This window comes from Streptomyces sp. NPDC002580 (assembly GCF_042889485.1).
Taxonomy (GTDB): Bacteria; Actinomycetota; Actinomycetes; order Streptomycetales; family Streptomycetaceae; genus Streptomyces.
The window spans coordinates 349,064-365,611 of sequence record NZ_JBIAQZ010000002.1 but is presented as its reverse complement, the minus strand read 5'-3'; the positions used below and the strand labels follow the sequence as shown (position 1 = coordinate 365,611).

Genomic DNA, 16,548 nt, shown 5'->3' with positions numbered 1-16,548 from the left:
ACGGCGGTTCAGGCGTGTGGCGCCGGCCGCCCCAGCAGCCGTAGGGCACACGCCGCGAGACACAGGGTGGCCGCGCCGCAGAACAGCGACAGCACGACAGCGTCCGCCGGGGGGCGGAGCACGGCGACGGCGACCGCCCCGCCGGCCGCCGCCAGACAGACCGCGGCCGGCGGCCAGGCCACCCCGAAGGCCTGGAGCAGCAGCGCGGTCCACAGGGTGGCCGCGAGCAGCAGCAGCGGCGCCGGTTCCGCGCCCGTCAGCAGCGCCGCCGGCAGCAGCGGGAGGACGTAGGCGAGCAGACAGAGACCGAGGACGCCCGTCGAGCGCAGCAGGAAGGCGGCCGGAGTCGCGGTCGCCCGCAGGGCCGCCACCGACATCCCGCGATACCGGTACAGCAGCCACTCCGCCGGTCCCATGCTCACGGTCAGCACGATCACGGCGTACGGATGCTGCCGCCCCTCGAGCATCACCAGCACCCCGGCGGACAGCCCGAACAGGCCGTACGGCAGTGACCGCAGCAGCGACGGGCGGGCTCCCTCCGCCACCGCGGGGGCGGCGAACGTGGCCCGCAGCGCCCAGCCGGACGCGGCGACCGCACCGAGCACGGACGCCAGCGCCAGGCCGACGCGCAGCACCGCCCCCGGCTCCCACCAGGGCAGCGACGCCGCTCCCGCGATCAGCGGGGTGAGCGCGGCCAGCAACAGCCATTCCCCGCCCAGGACCAGCAGCGCCCCGGCCGCGGCGAGGTACACCGACTGGGCCGCGGCGATCCCGATCGCGGTGCCGGACCCGGCGATCAGCGCCCCGGACGCCGTGGCGGCCAGCGCACCGAGCGGTGCCCCCTTCAGCAGGGTCCGGGCCGCCTCGCGGCGGCCCGTGGCCATGCGGAGGTAGGCCCGGTGCCCGAGCGCCTGACCCCAGGCCCAGGACACGAGCCCGGCCACCACCAGGACGTCGAGGTCCCGGCCCGCGTGCCACAGCCGCCCGGCCAGCACGTACGCGAGGCCCGGCAGGGCGAACAGCGCCCCGCGCAACAGGCACCGCACATGGTCCGGACGCCAGGGGTTGGCGGGCAGGGCCGGCTCCGGGAAGGTGCGCGGGACCCGCTCGTACAGCGCGGAGGCGAGCGAGAACAGGTTCGGGTGCCCGTACCGCTCCTGGATGACCTCGGCGGTCAGCCCCTCCGATTCCAGCAGCGCGGCCACCTCGTAGGGGTGGACGGCCGGCCCTATGCCGTCCGCCAGTTCGGCGGCGAGCCCGTCGACCGCGTCCTGGCGCACGCTCCTGCCGAGCACGGGCAGGGAGAGAGCGCGGTCGCCGGCGAGCCGCAGGGCCAGGGTGTCGCCCCCCGTGCCGCCGGGTTCCAGGGCCATGGGTCCGCTCATAGGGCCAGGCTCCTCGGCATCGGCTCGGCCACCGGGCGGCCCGGTGCCGCGAGCGCGGCGTCGGCGCTCTCGAGAACACCCGGGACGATCCGGCCGAGCGCCGACAGCTCCAGGTAGACGGACCGGAACGTGTCGACGGTCTGGCGCAGCGTGAACTGCTCGATGACCCGGAGCCGGGCCGCCTCGCCCATCGAACGCCGGAGCCCCGGATCCCGCAGCAGTCGCAGCGCGGCGGCCGCCATGGCGCCCGGATCGCGCGGCGGTACGACCAGACCGCTGTCGCCGACGGCCTCGCGCACCCCGCCCACGTCCGTGGACACGGTCGCCCGCCCGCACGACATGGCCTCGATCAGGGTGAACGGGAAACCCTCGCTGATGCTGGAGAGCATCACGACGTTGCCCGCCGCGTAGGCGTCCTTGATGTCGTCCACGCGGCCCTCGAAGGTGACCGAGTCCGCGTGCCCCAGTTCGGCGGCCAGCGCCTCGCACCGTTCCCGGTAGGCCTCGCCGCCACGCGGTGTGCCCCCGAACAACCGGAGCCTGGCGTCCGGGAGTTCGGCCCGGACGAGGGCGAACGCCCGGATCAGGGTCTCCAGGTCCTTGATCGGGTCGACGCGCCCGGCCCAGCTGAGGGTCGGCCGCTCGGGCTCCGGTCCCGCGGGCGGGAAGGCGGCGGGGTCCACGCCGTTGTAGACGGTGCGGATCGCCTCGGGCGCCGCGCCGCCCTGTTCCTCCCACAGCCTGTTGTAGCGGTTGCCGGGGGTGATCAGGGCGGCCCGCCGGTAGGTCTCCTCCGCGAGCAGCCGGAAGAAGCCCAGCACGACGGCCTTCACCGGCCAGCGGTACGGGCCCGTGCGGTAGCCGAGGTAGCGCTCGCGCAGATAGACGCCGTGCTCGGTCAGCAGCAGCGGTACACCGTGCCGTTCGAGCGCCGCCAGCCCCGGCAGCACGGCGACCCCGCCGCTGACCGCGTGCGCCACCCCGGACTCGGGCAGCGGAGCGGTCAGCGGACGCAGCGCGTGTTCCAGGAGGGCGGTCGCGGTGATGGCGTCGTGCAGGGTCGGCCGGGCCTCGCGGACGGCCAGTCCCGGACGGTTCCACACGCCGGTCAGGATGCGGATCGCGTGGTCGCCGCGCAGGAAGGGACTGAGCATCCCGTCGGCGGCGGCGTGCGCCATCGCGTGCAGGGCGTCGGCGAACCGGTCCTCGGCGCACGGGTCGAGCAGCGCGGTGAGGAACTGCTCGTAGGCGGCGGCGAGTTGGTTGCGGCGGCGCCCGCGGGGCGGGCGGCCGTCCGGAGCCGGCCCCCACATGGGGACCGCGACGACGTCCGTGACGTGTGCGGGGACGTCCCACACGATCGGTTCGCGTCCGGTGCCGGTCACGGCGATGACGTCGAAGTCGATGTCGGGCATGCCGTCGACGAGTTGGTCGCACCAGACGCTGACGCCGCCATGGCTGTGCGGATAGGTGCCTTCGGTGAGCAGGGTGACGCGCGTTGAGTTGGGACGGCGCGCGCCGCGGGAAACGTACATCGATGTGCTCCACGGCCGAGAGATGGGGTGGTCGTGCCCGTCCCGGCCGCCGATCGGCGGCCGGGATCTTCGGTCGGTGCCCTGCTCAGTTGTCCGGGGCGTACGGGACCTGTTCGGTGACGCCCGCCGGCACCCGGGTGTCCGGCGCGGCACTGGTCGCGGGCTGCCGGGTGGCGTCCACGGTCTCGGACAGCCCGTCGGCGGACGACGGCAGGCCGAGCGTGAGCGCGGAGCCCGTCGAGACGGCCCAGCCGGACACTCCGCCGGCGTACGCGTCGCCGAAGCCCGCGCCGCCGTTCGTGGTGCCCGTGGGCATGGTCGCGGTGACCGCGACACCGCTCGGAGCCTGGACGGTGACGGTGTCGCCGACGCGGTAGGCGGTCACCTGGCCGGCGGCGAGCGCGGCCTTCCAGGCGGCACGGCGCCGCAGTTCGACCCCGATGTCCTTCATCCGCAGGTTCACCACCGGGGTGTCGTCCGCGAACAGGTCCGCGTAGCCGTCGAGGACGCCGTCGAGCACCGGGTAGGCGATGCGCTCCTCGGCGAGGTTCGACTGGTGGATGAAGTGCGGCTTCGGGTCGTTCGAGAGCACGTGCCCGAGGCCGATGCGGGTCTCCAGCGGCACGATGTAGTCGGCGTAGCCGGTGCTGGTGCTCAGGGGCGCCGGCAGGCAGGTCGACGTGTCCGGGTGGTCCTCGCAGATGCCGCTGCCGCCCTGCGCGCGGCCGGTGTAGATCCAGTTGTACTCGTCGACCTGCTCGGCCGCCTTGCCCGCGTTGTAGAACACGTTCATCGGGTAGCGGGGAACGGTCGTGGCCGGACCCACCTGACGCTGGTCGGGCTCACGGGAGTTGTCGGAGCCGGCCCAGGTCACTCCGGTGTCGGCGAACGCGAGCGCCAGGTTGGGGTTGTCGACCGGCTGCTGCGGCGAGACCTTCAGGCCGGAGTGCTCACCGGTGATCAACTCATGGTTGTCCAGGGGGAGTCCGTTGGTCTGGCCCCAGACCCGGTTGTTCGCGATCTCATCGGCGATCGTCGTGCGGCTGACCCACTTGGTGCTGCCGTTCGCGTTGGTGGCGCACTTCCACGGCACCACGCTGGTGTTCTGCTCGCAGCCCAGGAACGCGTGCGTGTAGGTGTGGTTGATCCAGCGGAACCGGTCCCGCTCGGCGATCAGTCTGTCGGCGAGGGGGTCGGCTCCGTCGTTGTCCTCGCGCTGGTCGACGCTTCCGGCGCCGTTGTAGGCGAGGTCGAGGGTGAAGTTCCGCCCGGTCTGCCAGGCGGTCGCGTGGTCGACGTCGGCCGGGGTCATCCGGATCGGGTTCGTGGCGGCCGTGCCCTGCGGGCAGTCGACGTCACCGGGCGTGCAGTTGAGCGTGGTGTCCCAGCGGTCGTCACCGGCGAGGACATCGTCGACGTGCACGGCGAAGTAGTTGCGCGAGGCGCCGAGGTGCACGCCACCCGTCATCCAGTCCACGATTCCGCGCGCCAGCAGCCGGAACTGCTGCTGGTACTGGTTGTACACGAACGTGACGACGAGCTCGCGCCGTCCGTCGTGCCGGTACTCGCCCACCAGCGACCCCCGTGTCGACCCCCCGGGGACCGGGGCGTCGACGTACGGGGTGAAGTCGGCACCTGCGGCGGGCGTCGCCAGGTAGGCGTAACTCTCACCTACGGAGGGCGAGTTGTCCTCGAACGGCACCGACCCGTCCAGGTATCCGAACGGCCCGGCCCTGCCCGCCGACGTGACCTGCGCCTGAACGCCGTCGAGGCTGCCGGAGTAGCCGCCGTAAACCGGGTACTGGAGCCCGGCTTCGGGACGCGCATAGGTGTAGGCGTCGACCTGCGGGATCGCGTAGGTCTGTTCGTAGGCCGCGAGGGCCGCCATCTCGGCGGAGTTCGCCGCGAACGGGTTGTCGTTGGGCAGCACGACGGCCTGGAACTTCGCGCGCGGGGTGCCGTCCACGGTGTCCGCGAGGAATCCGGCGTCGATCACCGGCCGTCCGGACTGCTGCAGGTCCACCTCGGTGTACGGCGTGCCGGCGGCGGCGAGTTCGGCCGCGATGGCGTCGGTCGCCGGACCCCCGTCACTCACGATCAGGACCCGCAGGTCGATGCGAGGCGTCACGGTGTCCGCGTGTGCCGCTCCGGCAGGTAAGCCGAACGAGGCGATGAGCGCGCCGACGGTGAGCGCGGTCGTGCGAATGGTCCGCTTCATGCGGTGAAGTCCCCTCCCCGGGCAGGGGTGAGTACTGCTCCCATGGAGCGACCACCCCCTGACGCGACGCCACACCCCCCTCAGACGTGGTCGTCACGCGTTCGTCGCGTCACATAGTGATGGCTCTGTGTAGCTTTCGTGCGCCTGTTGCGAAACATGACGGAAAAGAGCGGGTATCGAACGGGCGTCGCAGGTGGCGGCGACGGAAGTGCGGAAGTCGCTCCGGGGTGGGAGTCGACCGCCCCGCGAGGTGCCGCTGTGCTGGACGTGGCCCGGGGCGGACCGGATGTGGAACATCGAGGTCCGCCCCGGTGAGGTGTCAGTGGTCCAGACCGCCGACTGTTCTGGGCGAATGATCGGTTTTAGGTCACGCTGACCCGGATCCGTGACGCGTCCGTTTATCGGCGGGATGACCGGTCTGCTCGACGCACGTCCACCGGTCGCCCCACCTGCGACGCGTCGGGATCCCGATGGTCGTACGGCGTGGGTGGTGGGCGTGCGCCGGATGTCACGGGTGGTGCGTTCGTGGCGGGTGCCGGGGAGGTGGGCCGATCCGCTCCCCGACGGGGATGCCGGTGGTGGTCAGGCGCAGAGCACGCGGGTCTCGGGGGCGTACACCGGACCGCCGCTGGTGTTCGCGCTGTCGCTGAACTCAGCGTAGTAGTACGAGTAGAAGCCGATGTTGCCGTTGCATCCGGAATCGGCGGCGACCTGAAGGGTGAGGGTCACGGTTCGGCTCTGGCCGGGCGGGACGGTGGACCCGTAGTTCGGGCCGAGGTTGTTGGGTCCCGTGCCCGAACACGGAACGCTGCCGGCGGCCGTGGCCAGGTTGCAGCCGGTGAAGCTGTACTTCAGGTCGGGCCGTTGAGTGGTCAGCCAGGTCGGCTCGATCGTCTGGTAGACGAACCAGATGTCGTACGTCCGGTTGTTGGTGATCGTCATCGACAGGTTCACCGTGCCGCCGGGAAGGGTCGTGGCGCTGTCCGTGGTGAACGTCAGATCCGCCGGGGCCGGGTCGGCCGCGCTCGCGGTGGGGGCCAGGCCGAACAGGGCGACGACGAGGGCGAGGACGGAGGCGAGGCCGAGACGTCTCAGCTGTGTTGATCGCATGGCCGGAGGCTAGGCAGGCGGCGAACGCACCGTCTGCCCCCGAGCGTGCACGCAGGGTGACGTCCGGCCGGAAGTGGATGTCCGGCCCGAAGCGCGTGGTGGCGCCGTGCGGGGTGACCGGATCCCCGATTCCCCCACGGCGATGCGGAGTCGAGAGACCGGCCCGGCGGACGACGGAGGCGCCACGTGCTCGCGCGGCCCGGCCGCCGCTATTGGCGGATACCGAACGTGTCCCACGGGGCGCACCGTTCACCGGTGCACCCGGCGCGGTCGCGAAATCGGCCAAGCCGGTCTTTTCCGGCCGGGTCGGCGCCTCCCCCGGCGGGACCTCGCACCCCGTCCGAAACTCCCGCGCATGAACCGGGAGTGGGCGGGCACAAGGAGTCAGGGACCGCTCGCGGATTGCCTCCCCCCGGCAATCCCGAGCTCTCGACCCCGCCTCGTGGCCCCACCCCCCTGGACCGCGAGGCGGGGTTGTTTCCCGCACCCCTCCCGCCGATCCGGCCTCCGGGCGCCCCGGGGCGCGGTTCCGGCGGCGGAGGGACGGACTCTCAGGCGCGCTCCGTCGGCCCGGCCCGACGGAATCCGGCGTCCCGTGAAAGCCCCTCCGCGGGTCCTGCCGATCATTCGCGGCCCGCCGCGGCGGGCATCGAGGATTCTCCGGAAACCGGGTGTCAGCCGCCGATATGGGGACACCCGTCGACTCCGACGGGAAAACACGCTGAGGAATTCAGGACCGAAGCGCGCGACCGCAGACCAGTTGGAGGATTTCTTCGTGAACGAGAACCTTTGGGGTTACGCACCGACCAGTGGTCACACGCCCGACGCCGATCTCACCGGTTACAAGGTGGAGGCGACCGACGGCCACATCGGGAAGGTCGACAAGCACTCCGACGAGGTCGCTTCTCAGTACATCGTCGTCGACACCGGGGTGTGGATCTTCGGCAAGGAGGTCCTCCTGCCCGCTGGAACGATTCGATCGATCAATCACGAGGACAGGACCGTCCACGTCGACCGGACCAAGGACGAGATCAAGTCGGCACCGGAATTCGACAAGGAAAAGCACCTGGGAGATCCGCACTATCGCGACCAGCTCGGTGGTCATTACGGCTCCGGCCACTGACGGGAATCGCGACGCAGCGCAGCGAAGTGAAGCGCGGCATGGCGGAGTGAAGCGAAGCGAAGTGAATCGAAGCGCGTCGAAGTGCCGGTGCCGCCCGGAATCCGGGCGGCACCGGCGCGTTCCCCGGTCCGGGAGCACCGCTCGTCATCGGATCGGAGCGTCGGGCGGTGACGCCCGCGACTTCCGGGTCCCTCCGGCCATGGCCGAGGATGGCGGGCATGACCAGCCGAAGCAGAAGAGCCGAACTGTTCACCGGTGCCGAGCCCGATCCCCGCTTCAGCGGTCCCGCCGACGGTGACGAGCGGCGCATGCTCGTCGACTTCCTGGGAGCCCAGCGCGCGACCCTGGAGCTGAAGTGCACAGGTGTGGACACGGAGTTGTCCCGGCGGTCCGTCCCGCCGTCCACCCTCTCCCTGCTCGGGCTGGTCCGGCACCTCGCGGACATGGAGCGCCGCTGGTTCCGGCGGGTCCTGGCCGGCCAGGACGTACGGCCCCTCTTCTCCACGGAGACCGACCCCGACGGGGACTTCGACGGTGCGGTGTCCGGTCCCTCGGCGGTCGCGGCGGGGTGGGACGCCTGGCGTTCCGAGGTGGCGTTCGCCGAGCGCTTCGTCACCGAGGCACCCGGCCTCGCCGTCACGGGCCACGACGAATGGCGTGGGACGGTGTCACTGCGCTGGGTGCTCGTCCACATGGTCGAGGAGTACGCACGGCACAACGGTCACGCCGACCTGCTGCGCGAGCGGATCGACGGAGCGACGGGCCTGTGAGGCCGTGCCCGAACCGGCCGGGCTCGTGAACGAGCCGCACCACCCTCGGCAGACGATCGGGCGGGGGCCGACCACGAGGTGCCCCGGCTGGACGGGGGAGACCAGCCGGGGCCGTCCTTGCGCTGCGCGGAGTGTGGTCGCCTCTCGATGAAAGGCTCCACGAGGCATCCGGGCCGGACGAATCGTCCCCACGGACCGGGGCCGGGGCCCGGGGACACCGTCCCCTCCACGCCACACTCCTTGAACGGCCGACCGGACCGAATGGTTCCCACCCGAACTCGGCGAGAGCCTTCTCCCGCATCCGTCCGCCGGGTCCGGCGCGAATATGGGTGGGGAAGGGCGCGTGCCGGCGGCGTGACTCCGTCGGCAGGTACCCGGACCACTCCGCGCGCCACCGCCGCGCGGACGGACCGGCTGCTCGGAGGTGGATGCCGATGACCGCGGATCACAGTGCTCCCGATGTCCTGGTCGTCGGCGCGGGACTCGCGGGGCTGGCGTGCGCCGCCGACCTCGCGGCGTACGGCTTCGGAGTCCGTGTCCTGGAGGCGTCGGACCAAGTGGGCGGCCGGATGCGTTCCGACCCGCACGAAGGGTTCGTCGTCGACCGGGGCTTCCAGGTCTTCAACACGTCCTATCCGCAGGTCCGGCGCCGCCTCGCGCTGCGCGAGCTGCGACTTCGGGCCTTCACACCCGGCATCCTCGTCCACACGGAGGACGGGCCGCTGCGCTTCAGCGACCCCACCCGCGGGCCGCTGCGAGCGAACGACCTGCGCCCGGGGCGGCTCGCCGGAACCCGCGATCTGCTCGCCCTCGCCGTGCTCTCCGGCCGGGACATGCTCGCTCCCGCCCGATGGCTGAAGCGTGGAGAGGACAGGACGACGCGCACCGCGCTGGCCGCCGCCGGCTTCTCCGAGGAGTTCGTCGAGCGGTTCTTCCGGCCTTTCCTGTCCGGAGTCTTCCTGGAGGACCGGTTGGAGACCTCGGGGCGGGTGTTCCACCTCGTGTGGCGCAGCATGCTGCGCGGCACCCTGTGCCTGCCGGACGCCGGCATCGGGGCGGTGCCGCGGCTGCTGGCCGGAGCGCTGCCCCCGGACGCCCTCCGCCTGGACACCCCGGTGACCCGTCTCACGGATGACGGAGTGGAACTGGACGCCGGGGGTGAACTGGCCGCGCGGGCCGTGGTGGTGGCGACGGGTCCGGGCCCCGCCGCCCGTCTGCTGCCCGAGCTGGATCTGCCGGAGTACCGGGTGGTGACGACGTACTACCACGCCGCGGTCCGTTCCCCGTTGGCCGAGGCCACGCTGATGACGGACACGAGGAGGCGGTTCCTCAACACCTGTGTCCTGAGCGAGGTGGTTCCCGGCTGCGCCCCGCCCGGGATGTCGCTGATCGCCACCTCCGTTCTCGGGCACGACCGGGAGGGCCGGGAGACCTGGCTGCGCGACGCGCTCGCCGAGGTCTACGGCACCGACACCGCCGGTTGGGACCTGCTGACCGTCCGTACCGTGCCCGACGCCCTGCCGGCGATGCCGCCGCCGCAGCCGCTCGCCCGGACCGCCCGGGTGACGCCGGGCCGCTATGTGTGCGGCGATCACCGGGCCACCGGCTCGGTCCAGGGCGCGCTGGCGTCGGGCGCCCGCGCGGCGCGCGAGGTCGCACGTGATCTGGCCGGGGGGCGGCGTCGTGCGAGGACGCCCGAGTGAGTCGGTCCACCGCTCGCGGAGACGGGCCGTCCCACCGTGGCGGCAGCGGCTCACCCGGTCAGGGCAGCATCTGCTCCGTCCAGATCGTCTTGCCCTTCGCGGAGTAGCGGATGCCCCAGTTGTGGCTCAGCTGCGCGCAGATGAACAGGCCGCGTCCGCCTTCGTCGATCGTCCGGGCGTGGCGCAGGCGCGGAGCGGCTCCGCCGGTGTCGCTGACCTCGCAGGTGAGCGTGGAGTCCTTGATGAGGCGCAGCCGGATCGGCGGCGCTCCGTGGCGGACGGCGTTGGTCACCAGCTCACTGACGATCAACTCGGTCGCGAAGGCGGTCTCCTCGTCGATCCGCCACAGCGCGAGCCGGTCCTTGGCATGGTGCCGCGCCGTCGCGGCTGCCGCGGGCACGGGGTCCAAGGGCCAGGTGACGACCTGATCGGGCGGAAAGGCGCGGGTGCGGGCCAGCAGCAGGAGGACGTCGTGATCGCCCGAGGTGTCACGGAGCCTGTAGAGGATGTCGTCCCGTATGTCGGCGAGCGGGCGGTCCAGCCGTGTGAGTGCCTCCCGCAGCGGGTCCGGCGGCTGCCCGTCCGACCGCTCCGATGCCGGGAACGACGTGGTGCGCAGCGCCAGAACGCTGCCCTCCGGCAGCGGGACGGCGGCCGTGGCGAAGGGGGGTCCGTCCAGGCTGCCGAGAGGCGGACCCGTCGGGAGTACCGGGACGTCCACCGCCCCGCCGGGGTGGGCGACGACGGGCGCGGGATGCCCGGCGGAGGCCATGACGCAGGTCGCCCGGAGGGGGTCGTGGATCGCGTAGACACAGCCGGCCCTGAGCGGCTCGCGGCGCAGCGGATCGCTCGGCGGCAGGGCCGCCCGCTCCTGGGCGAGGCGTACGACGGCGTCGTTGAGGCGGGCGAGCAGCTCGTCGGGTTCCAGGTCGAGCGCGGCGAGCGAGTGGATGACCGTCCGCAGCTGGCCCATGGTGGTGGCGGCGTCGATCCCGCTCCCGCCGACCTCGCCGACCGCCAGGGCGGTGCGAGCCCCGGGCAGCGCGAACGCGTCGAACCAGGTGCCCGCTCCCGCGTCCGCCGGAACGTGCAACTGCGCGAATTCCACGGCCGTTTGAGAGGGTGGCTCCGGAGGCAGCAGATGGCGTTGCAGCGCCGCCGCGATCGTGTGTTCGTGGGTGTAGCGGCGGGCGTTGTCGAGGCTGAGGGCCGTATGCGTGGCCAGTTCCCGGGCGACGGCGAGATCGTTCTCGTCGAAGGCGTCGTTCGGCCGTACGCGGTAGAGGCTCAGCAGCCCGAGGACGGCACCGCGCAGCGCCAGCGGGGCGGTGAGCAGCGTGCTGGCACCGGAGGCGCGGATGGCGCGGGCCCGATCCGGATCGGAGCAGAGCCAGGGCGTGGCGTCGTCCAGGGCGACTGTTCGCGGCCGGAGATCGCTGAGCACCTGTGAGTAGGGCGTCGGCGACGGCAGGGCGCGTACGTCTCCGACCGGATGCGCCTGCGCCATGGGGTCCGGTCCGCTGTTGCGGAAGGCGGCGCGGCGCAGCGGGATGTCGCGTCCGAGCGGGCTGAGCGGGGGATCCTCACCGCGCACCACCGCGTCGACCACCTCGACCACCGCCGTGTCCGCGAAGCCGGGCACCAGAGCGTCCACCAGGTCCTGGCAGGTCGTGACGACGTCCAGGTTCCGCCCCACCCGTTCGCGCACCGAGCCGAGCGCCTCCCGGCGCCGTTCGGCCCTCATGGGCTCCGTGATCTCGGTCATGGCGACGACGACGCCGTGCGCGTCGCTCAGCGGGAAGGCCGAGAGCCTCACGAACCGGTCCGGCGACGCGTCGTCCAGCGGTCCGAGCCGGACGACGAGGTCGGTGACGGAGACCCCGTCGGCGAGGACGCTGCGCAGGACGCCCTCGAACTCCTGTGGACGGGACGGGCGGCACACCTCGGCGGCCGGTCGCCCGGAGGCCGTGTCCGCGGAGACGTCGTACAGCGCGCAGGCGGCGTCGTTGACGCTGAGAACCCGCAACGCGGAGTCCAGGACGACGAGCGCTTCGCCCGTGTTCGCGCGCAGGACGTCGTCCACCGCGGTGGAGGTGCCGACGGGGACGGCGCCGTCCGCCTCGAAGACGCCCCACGCGACCTCACCGTCGGAGAGCGGCACCACCTGGACGCGGAGGCCGACCGGGTTTCCGTCGACGTCGACGCCCGGGGGCTCCCCATCAAACTTCGTACCGGCCTTCGTACCGGCCTTCGTACCGGCCTTTGAACCGGCCTCCGCACCGGACCCCGTACCGTTCGCGGATTTCCCGGCGCCCCTCATGATCACGGCCAGGGCTTCGCGTCCCAGGGCCTCGGACTCCGAGCGCAGCCAGATCTCCCGGGCCCGGCGACTCCATCGCACGACCACGCCCGCGCCGTTCACGACCATCAGCGGAGTGGCACCAGTCACCGGGAATCACCTCTGCTGCGTCTGGCCGGGCCCTCGTGTCATGGCACGTGTCGTCGTACGTGCTCTGGGACGACCTCGACGGATGTCGACGGCTGGACCGCACCGAGGGAGGTAGGGCACCGGAACGGTCCGGGCCGCCCGGTATGCGCCTCTGATCCGTTAAGCACCGATTGTACTAATGTAGGACCTTGCTGACGGCAGGGCGCGTTGATGTCCATGTCGATGTCCGCGCCCGCTACGGGGCCGTCGCCGTCGCGGGCGGGCCGGTGTACGGGTGTCGAGCCTGGTCGTACCGCCTCTGGACCCGCCGCCCCTCTGGATGGACCCGGGCCCACCCCGCCCCGAGGGCCCGGGGTCCGACGCCGCGCGTGTCACCCGCCGGGCGGCCGGTCGCCGGCCGGGGACTCGTGAGCGGGCTCCGTGCCCGGCGGCAGGAGCGATCGCAGCGCCATGCCGGTCAGTTCGGCCTCCACGGCGGCCCGGTCGGGCATCACCGCGCTGCGCAGGGGGCGCCCGGCGAGGAGCGAGATCAGCCACCAGGCCGCGGTGTGCGGGCTGATGTCGTCGCGGATGTCGCCGGCGGTCTGGCCGCGGGCCAGCAGGCCCGCGAGCGCCTCGGCGAAGTGCTGGTGGATGTGGCGGGCCGCCTCGCCGAGGGCCGGGTCGTGGGCGAGGGCCGCCGCGTCGGCGAAGAGGAAGCCGTGCGCGCCGCGCTGGTGGAAGCGGTCCATGTGGGCGGGGTCCAGGAACGTGGCCAGCACGTCGGGAACCGGTCGCCCGGTGTCGGCGGATTCGGTCAGGAGCGCCGTCACGGCGGTGGTCACGTGGTCCAGGGTCGCCTGGTAGAGGGCCGACTTGGAGCCGAAGTTCTGGAAGACCACCGGTTCCGTGACTCCGACGCGCCGCGCGATCTCGGAGACCTTGCCCCGCTCGTAGCCGGTCTCGGAGAAGACCTCGGCGGCCGCGGCCAGGATCGAGGCGCGCCGCTCGGCGGCGGGCATCCGGGTGCGCGTACGGGTCCCGGCCCGGTGGGCGGTGGGCTTCTCGGCGTCGGTCACACCCGCCATCGTATGTCCCTTGCCCTCTTTCTTAGTCGGGACTAAGTTGTAGTCGTACTTAGTCGCGCCTAAGTCGAGGAGTGTGATCGGTATGTCCATCGGGCGTCTGATGCAAGGGAAACCGCACGCGGACACCCCGGGGGTGACCATCGGAGCCCCGCGCGCCTACGAACTGTGCGGCGCGCTCTGCTTCGCGGGCCGACGCCACCGCGCCTTCTCCCGGCTCGCCGCGCTGAGCGGGGCCGGTGCCGGAGACCGCGTGCTGGACGTGGGCTGCGGCACCGGGTACCTGACCCGGCGCATGGCCGTCGCCGTCGGACCCGAGGGAGCGGTGACGGGGGTGGACCCGTCGCCCTCGGTCCTCGCCTACGCGCGGCGCGGGAACCGGGCCCGGCGGGGCGCCGTGTGCACCTACCGCGAAGGGGTCGCGGAGGCCCTCGACCTGCCGGACGAGTCCTTCGACACCGTCGTCACCAGTCTGATGCTGCACCATCTGCCGGAGGAGATCCGGCCGTCGGCCCTGGCGGAGATGTGGCGCGTCCTGCGGCCGGGCGGGCGACTCCTGGTCGTCGAGTTCCGGCCGCCGAGGTCCGCCCTCGCCCGTCATCTGGTGCACGGGGGCCTCGGCCACGCCATGTCCCACAACCGGACCGACCTGCTCGACGGGCTCGTCACCGGCGCGGGGTTCGAGCTGGCGGGGAGGGGCGACGTCCGCCCGTGGCTGACCTACGTCCAGGGGGTACGTCCGCGGTCCACGGGGTCCGCTGACGTGCCGGGTTAGGAGCGGACCGAAGTCGCCGGCGCCACGTCGCCTGCCTGCGGAACCCCGGTCCGGGGCTCCCGTCCGGTCCGGCGCTGCGCAGGGTGTGCGCACCGCCGGGCCGGACGCGGACCGTCGCTCCCGGGCCAGGTCCGACTCGGCGGAACGCGCCGCCGGTTCCGCGCCGTCGACCAGTCCGCGCAGATGGGCGAGGTCCGTGGAGGGGCGGAGGGCGAGGCCGGGGCGTCCGGGGAGCCCGTCGGACCGCCGCACGCGGCCAGGAGGAACGCGGTCGCCGCGAGGGCCGGGGCGCGGTGTCGCGCCCGCATCAGGAGTCGGCTCCGCCCTCGTGGCTCCCGCACCCCTTCTCGACGTCCGCGAATCCTTGCGGCGGCCCTCCGGCGTCGGGACCAGCGAGCGCCGGAAGGTGGGCCGGTGGTCGAGATAGCTCTCGATCTCCGTGTGTCCGGCGGACTTGGCGTTCGCCACGCGCCGTTCGAGACGGGCGATCGAACCGTGCTCCGAAGCGTCCCCGTTCAGCCGGTCGAGGATGCGGTCGATCCGGTGGTCGATCTTCGGCGCGCGCTCGCGGAGCGCCCGCGCGCCGTCACCCGTCGGCGTACCCGTCGGCTTCGGCCCGGCGCCGTCCGCCGACGCGGCGCCCGCGGCGCCGAGCAGCGCGCCGGCCACCCCGCTGTCAGCGGCGTTTCCTTGGAAGCGCGGAGAGGTGAAGTCCTGGCCCTCGTGGGCGAGAACAGCTCCGGCAGGACCACGCCCAGCACACTCCTGTCCTCCCTCTACCTGCCCGGCTCCGGAGCGATCACGTGGGACGGCATCGACGCACGGGGGTCGGACGCGCACGCGGCACGGGAACGCGTCGCCGTCGTACCGCAGTCCTACGCGAACCGGCCCTTGTCGGCACGGGAGAACATCACCCTCGGCCAACCCATCGAGCACGGGGACGCCGCCATACTCGCCGAAGCCCACGCGGCAGGCGCCGACGAGGTCGTTGACGGTCTGCGCAACGGCCTGAACACCCTGCTGGCCAAGGAACGGCGGGGCGGACAGGAACTCTCCGGCGGCCAGTGGCAGCGCATCGCACTCGCCCGAGCGTTTCACCGCCCCGCCGGCCTCCTGGTCCTGGACGAGCCGACCGCCGTCCTCGACCCGCGGGCCGAGCACCGCATCATCACCGGCCTCCGCCGCCTCGCCGCGGACCGTGCCGTCGTCCTGGTCACCCACCGGCTCACCAACGTCGCGATCGCGGACCGCATCGTCGTCCTCAGCGAGGGACACGTCATCCAGGACGGCACCTTCGGCGAACTCCTCGCCCAGCGCGGCGGCTTGTTCCGCGAACTGTGGGACCTGCGGAACGAGCGCACAGGCCGCGTACCCATCCCGGGCAGCTCCGACGAGAACACCTCGTCGAACCAGCCCGCTTTGTTTTGAACGATTCGAAGCTATGGGGAACGCCGCGGAGACGAACGGAGACGCCACCGTTCCTTTCCACCATCCCCACCAGTCAGCAACCCGCTGGGGCACCGCATCGTCGGGCGGCGTGTCGTACGGCGCTCTGCCCGACAAGTCTCATCCCCGAGCCGCCGTCTGAAGCGAGGTGTCTGAGTAAACCAGGTGGTTCTTCGGCGTCATGTGATCGGATCCCCTTCGTCGTCAGAGGCTCCGGGTGCTCAGACGCTTGCCGTTTTCGGCGGTGACAATAAGGTTCCACGCGGTGGCGTTGTCGCCGTCGTCGCCGTCCCACCAGGCCGCGAACACGTCGGCCAATCCCTTTACGTCGGACTTGGCGCTCTTGGCGGTGTAGGTGGTGGCGAGTTCGACGTCGTAGTCCCGGTCCCCGAGACGGACGAGGACCACTTGGCCGACATGGAGCGCGGGCTGCTTCGCTCCGTTCGCACCAGCCCAGGACCGGAACCGGGCCAGAAGGTCCGGATCAGGCGCGCGGTGAGTCACCGGCCTCCCCGGCGGATGACGGTCCGTTCCTGTTCCGACGGCCTGCTCACAGCCCAGCACCCAGGCCCCGCGGTCCTTCTCCACCACGTTCCGTGGCCGGGCGGTGAGGGACCGGCGAACGCATCCTCCCCACACCACTTCGCGGACCCCCGCGCCCTTGCCGCCGTCCTTGAAGAGTTGCTTGCCTTCGCGCCATCCGGCGTCGTACGCCATCGCGTAGCCGTGTCCGGCAGTAGGACGGGACGCCGGCGACTTTGGCGTGGTGCTGCCCCCGCTGCCGCAGGACACGGTGATCAGGCCGAGCAATGCCGCCGCGAAGGCAAACCTGACGAGCCGTGTTTGTGCGGGTGCGCACATGCGCCGGTTTCCCTTCTTGATGCCTCTGGTCCTCCGGCCAGGCAGAGCCCCCCCAAGGGCTTTTGGTTGCTTCCCCTTGTTTCATTTACTGAGCTTGAACTCGTGGTGT

At 72.2% G+C, this 16,548-nt stretch carries 12 protein-coding genes; 5 read left to right on the top strand and 7 right to left on the bottom strand.

Annotation, left to right across the window (positions count from 1 at the left end; genetic code table 11):
- Nucleotides 1–8 precede the first annotated feature (8 nt).
- From ACFYW7_RS08070 to ACFYW7_RS08055, 4 genes are all read right to left on the bottom strand, one after another.
- On the bottom strand, nt 9–1,385 hold the full coding sequence (locus ACFYW7_RS08070) for a hypothetical protein (protein WP_389499270.1): 1,377 nt from the start codon (nt 1,383–1,385) through the stop codon (nt 9–11).
- Entirely contained in the window at nt 1,382–2,920 is a 1,539-nt protein-coding gene (pelF, locus tag ACFYW7_RS08065) for a GT4 family glycosyltransferase PelF (RefSeq protein ID WP_389499267.1), read from the bottom strand. The genes ACFYW7_RS08070 and pelF overlap by 4 nt, the downstream gene beginning before the upstream one ends.
- A gap of 85 nt (nt 2,921–3,005) precedes the next feature.
- Nucleotides 3,006–5,138: a hypothetical protein gene (locus ACFYW7_RS08060; protein ID WP_389499265.1), complete on the bottom strand. Its 2,133-nt coding sequence runs from the start codon at nt 5,136–5,138 to the stop codon at nt 3,006–3,008.
- Between the two features lie 582 nt (nt 5,139–5,720).
- Complete coding sequence (locus tag ACFYW7_RS08055) at nt 5,721–6,248, bottom strand: hypothetical protein (RefSeq protein WP_389499263.1); 528 nt, start codon at nt 6,246–6,248, stop codon at nt 5,721–5,723.
- A 775-nt stretch (nt 6,249–7,023) separates the two neighbouring features.
- On the opposite strand from ACFYW7_RS08055, the gene ACFYW7_RS08050 reads away from it, so the two are divergent.
- The 3 genes from ACFYW7_RS08050 to ACFYW7_RS08040 all read left to right on the top strand — a co-directional run bounded on the left by ACFYW7_RS08050 (nt 7,024) and on the right by ACFYW7_RS08040 (nt 9,844).
- On the top strand, nt 7,024–7,371 hold the full coding sequence (locus ACFYW7_RS08050; protein WP_389499261.1) for a PRC-barrel domain-containing protein: 348 nt from the start codon (nt 7,024–7,026) through the stop codon (nt 7,369–7,371).
- A gap of 218 nt (nt 7,372–7,589) precedes the next feature.
- Nucleotides 7,590–8,141 (top strand): DinB family protein, encoded by a 552-nt coding sequence (locus tag ACFYW7_RS08045; protein ID WP_389499259.1) that lies wholly within the window; start codon nt 7,590–7,592, stop codon nt 8,139–8,141.
- 434 nt (nt 8,142–8,575) lie between these two features.
- Entirely contained in the window at nt 8,576–9,844 is a 1,269-nt protein-coding gene (locus tag ACFYW7_RS08040) for an NAD(P)/FAD-dependent oxidoreductase (RefSeq protein WP_389499257.1), read from the top strand.
- A gap of 58 nt (nt 9,845–9,902) precedes the next feature.
- On the opposite strand, the gene ACFYW7_RS08035 is transcribed toward ACFYW7_RS08040, so the two are convergent.
- Together ACFYW7_RS08035 and ACFYW7_RS08030 are read right to left on the bottom strand one after the other, a co-directional pair.
- The gene (locus ACFYW7_RS08035; RefSeq protein ID WP_389499255.1) at nt 9,903–12,293 is read right to left on the bottom strand and encodes a SpoIIE family protein phosphatase; all 2,391 of its coding nucleotides are present in this window, start codon (nt 12,291–12,293) and stop codon (nt 9,903–9,905) included.
- Between the two features lie 371 nt (nt 12,294–12,664).
- Nucleotides 12,665–13,351, bottom strand: a complete 687-nt coding sequence (locus ACFYW7_RS08030) for a TetR/AcrR family transcriptional regulator (RefSeq protein WP_389499253.1) — start codon at nt 13,349–13,351, stop codon at nt 12,665–12,667.
- A 91-nt stretch (nt 13,352–13,442) separates the two neighbouring features.
- Here ACFYW7_RS08030 and ACFYW7_RS08025 point away from each other — a divergent pair, with 91 nt between their 5' ends.
- Both ACFYW7_RS08025 and ACFYW7_RS08020 read left to right on the top strand, forming a co-directional pair.
- The gene (locus ACFYW7_RS08025) at nt 13,443–14,132 is read left to right on the top strand and encodes a class I SAM-dependent methyltransferase (RefSeq protein WP_389499251.1); all 690 of its coding nucleotides are present in this window, start codon (nt 13,443–13,445) and stop codon (nt 14,130–14,132) included.
- A gap of 183 nt (nt 14,133–14,315) precedes the next feature.
- Nucleotides 14,316–15,560: an ATP-binding cassette domain-containing protein gene (locus tag ACFYW7_RS08020; RefSeq protein ID WP_389499249.1), complete on the top strand. Its 1,245-nt coding sequence runs from the start codon at nt 14,316–14,318 to the stop codon at nt 15,558–15,560.
- A 222-nt stretch (nt 15,561–15,782) separates the two neighbouring features.
- Here ACFYW7_RS08020 and ACFYW7_RS08015 read toward each other — a convergent pair whose 3' ends face one another.
- A complete protein-coding gene (locus tag ACFYW7_RS08015) occupies nt 15,783–16,439 on the bottom strand; it encodes a hypothetical protein (RefSeq protein WP_389499247.1) in 657 nt (218 codons plus the stop codon).
- Nucleotides 16,440–16,548 lie beyond the last annotated feature (109 nt).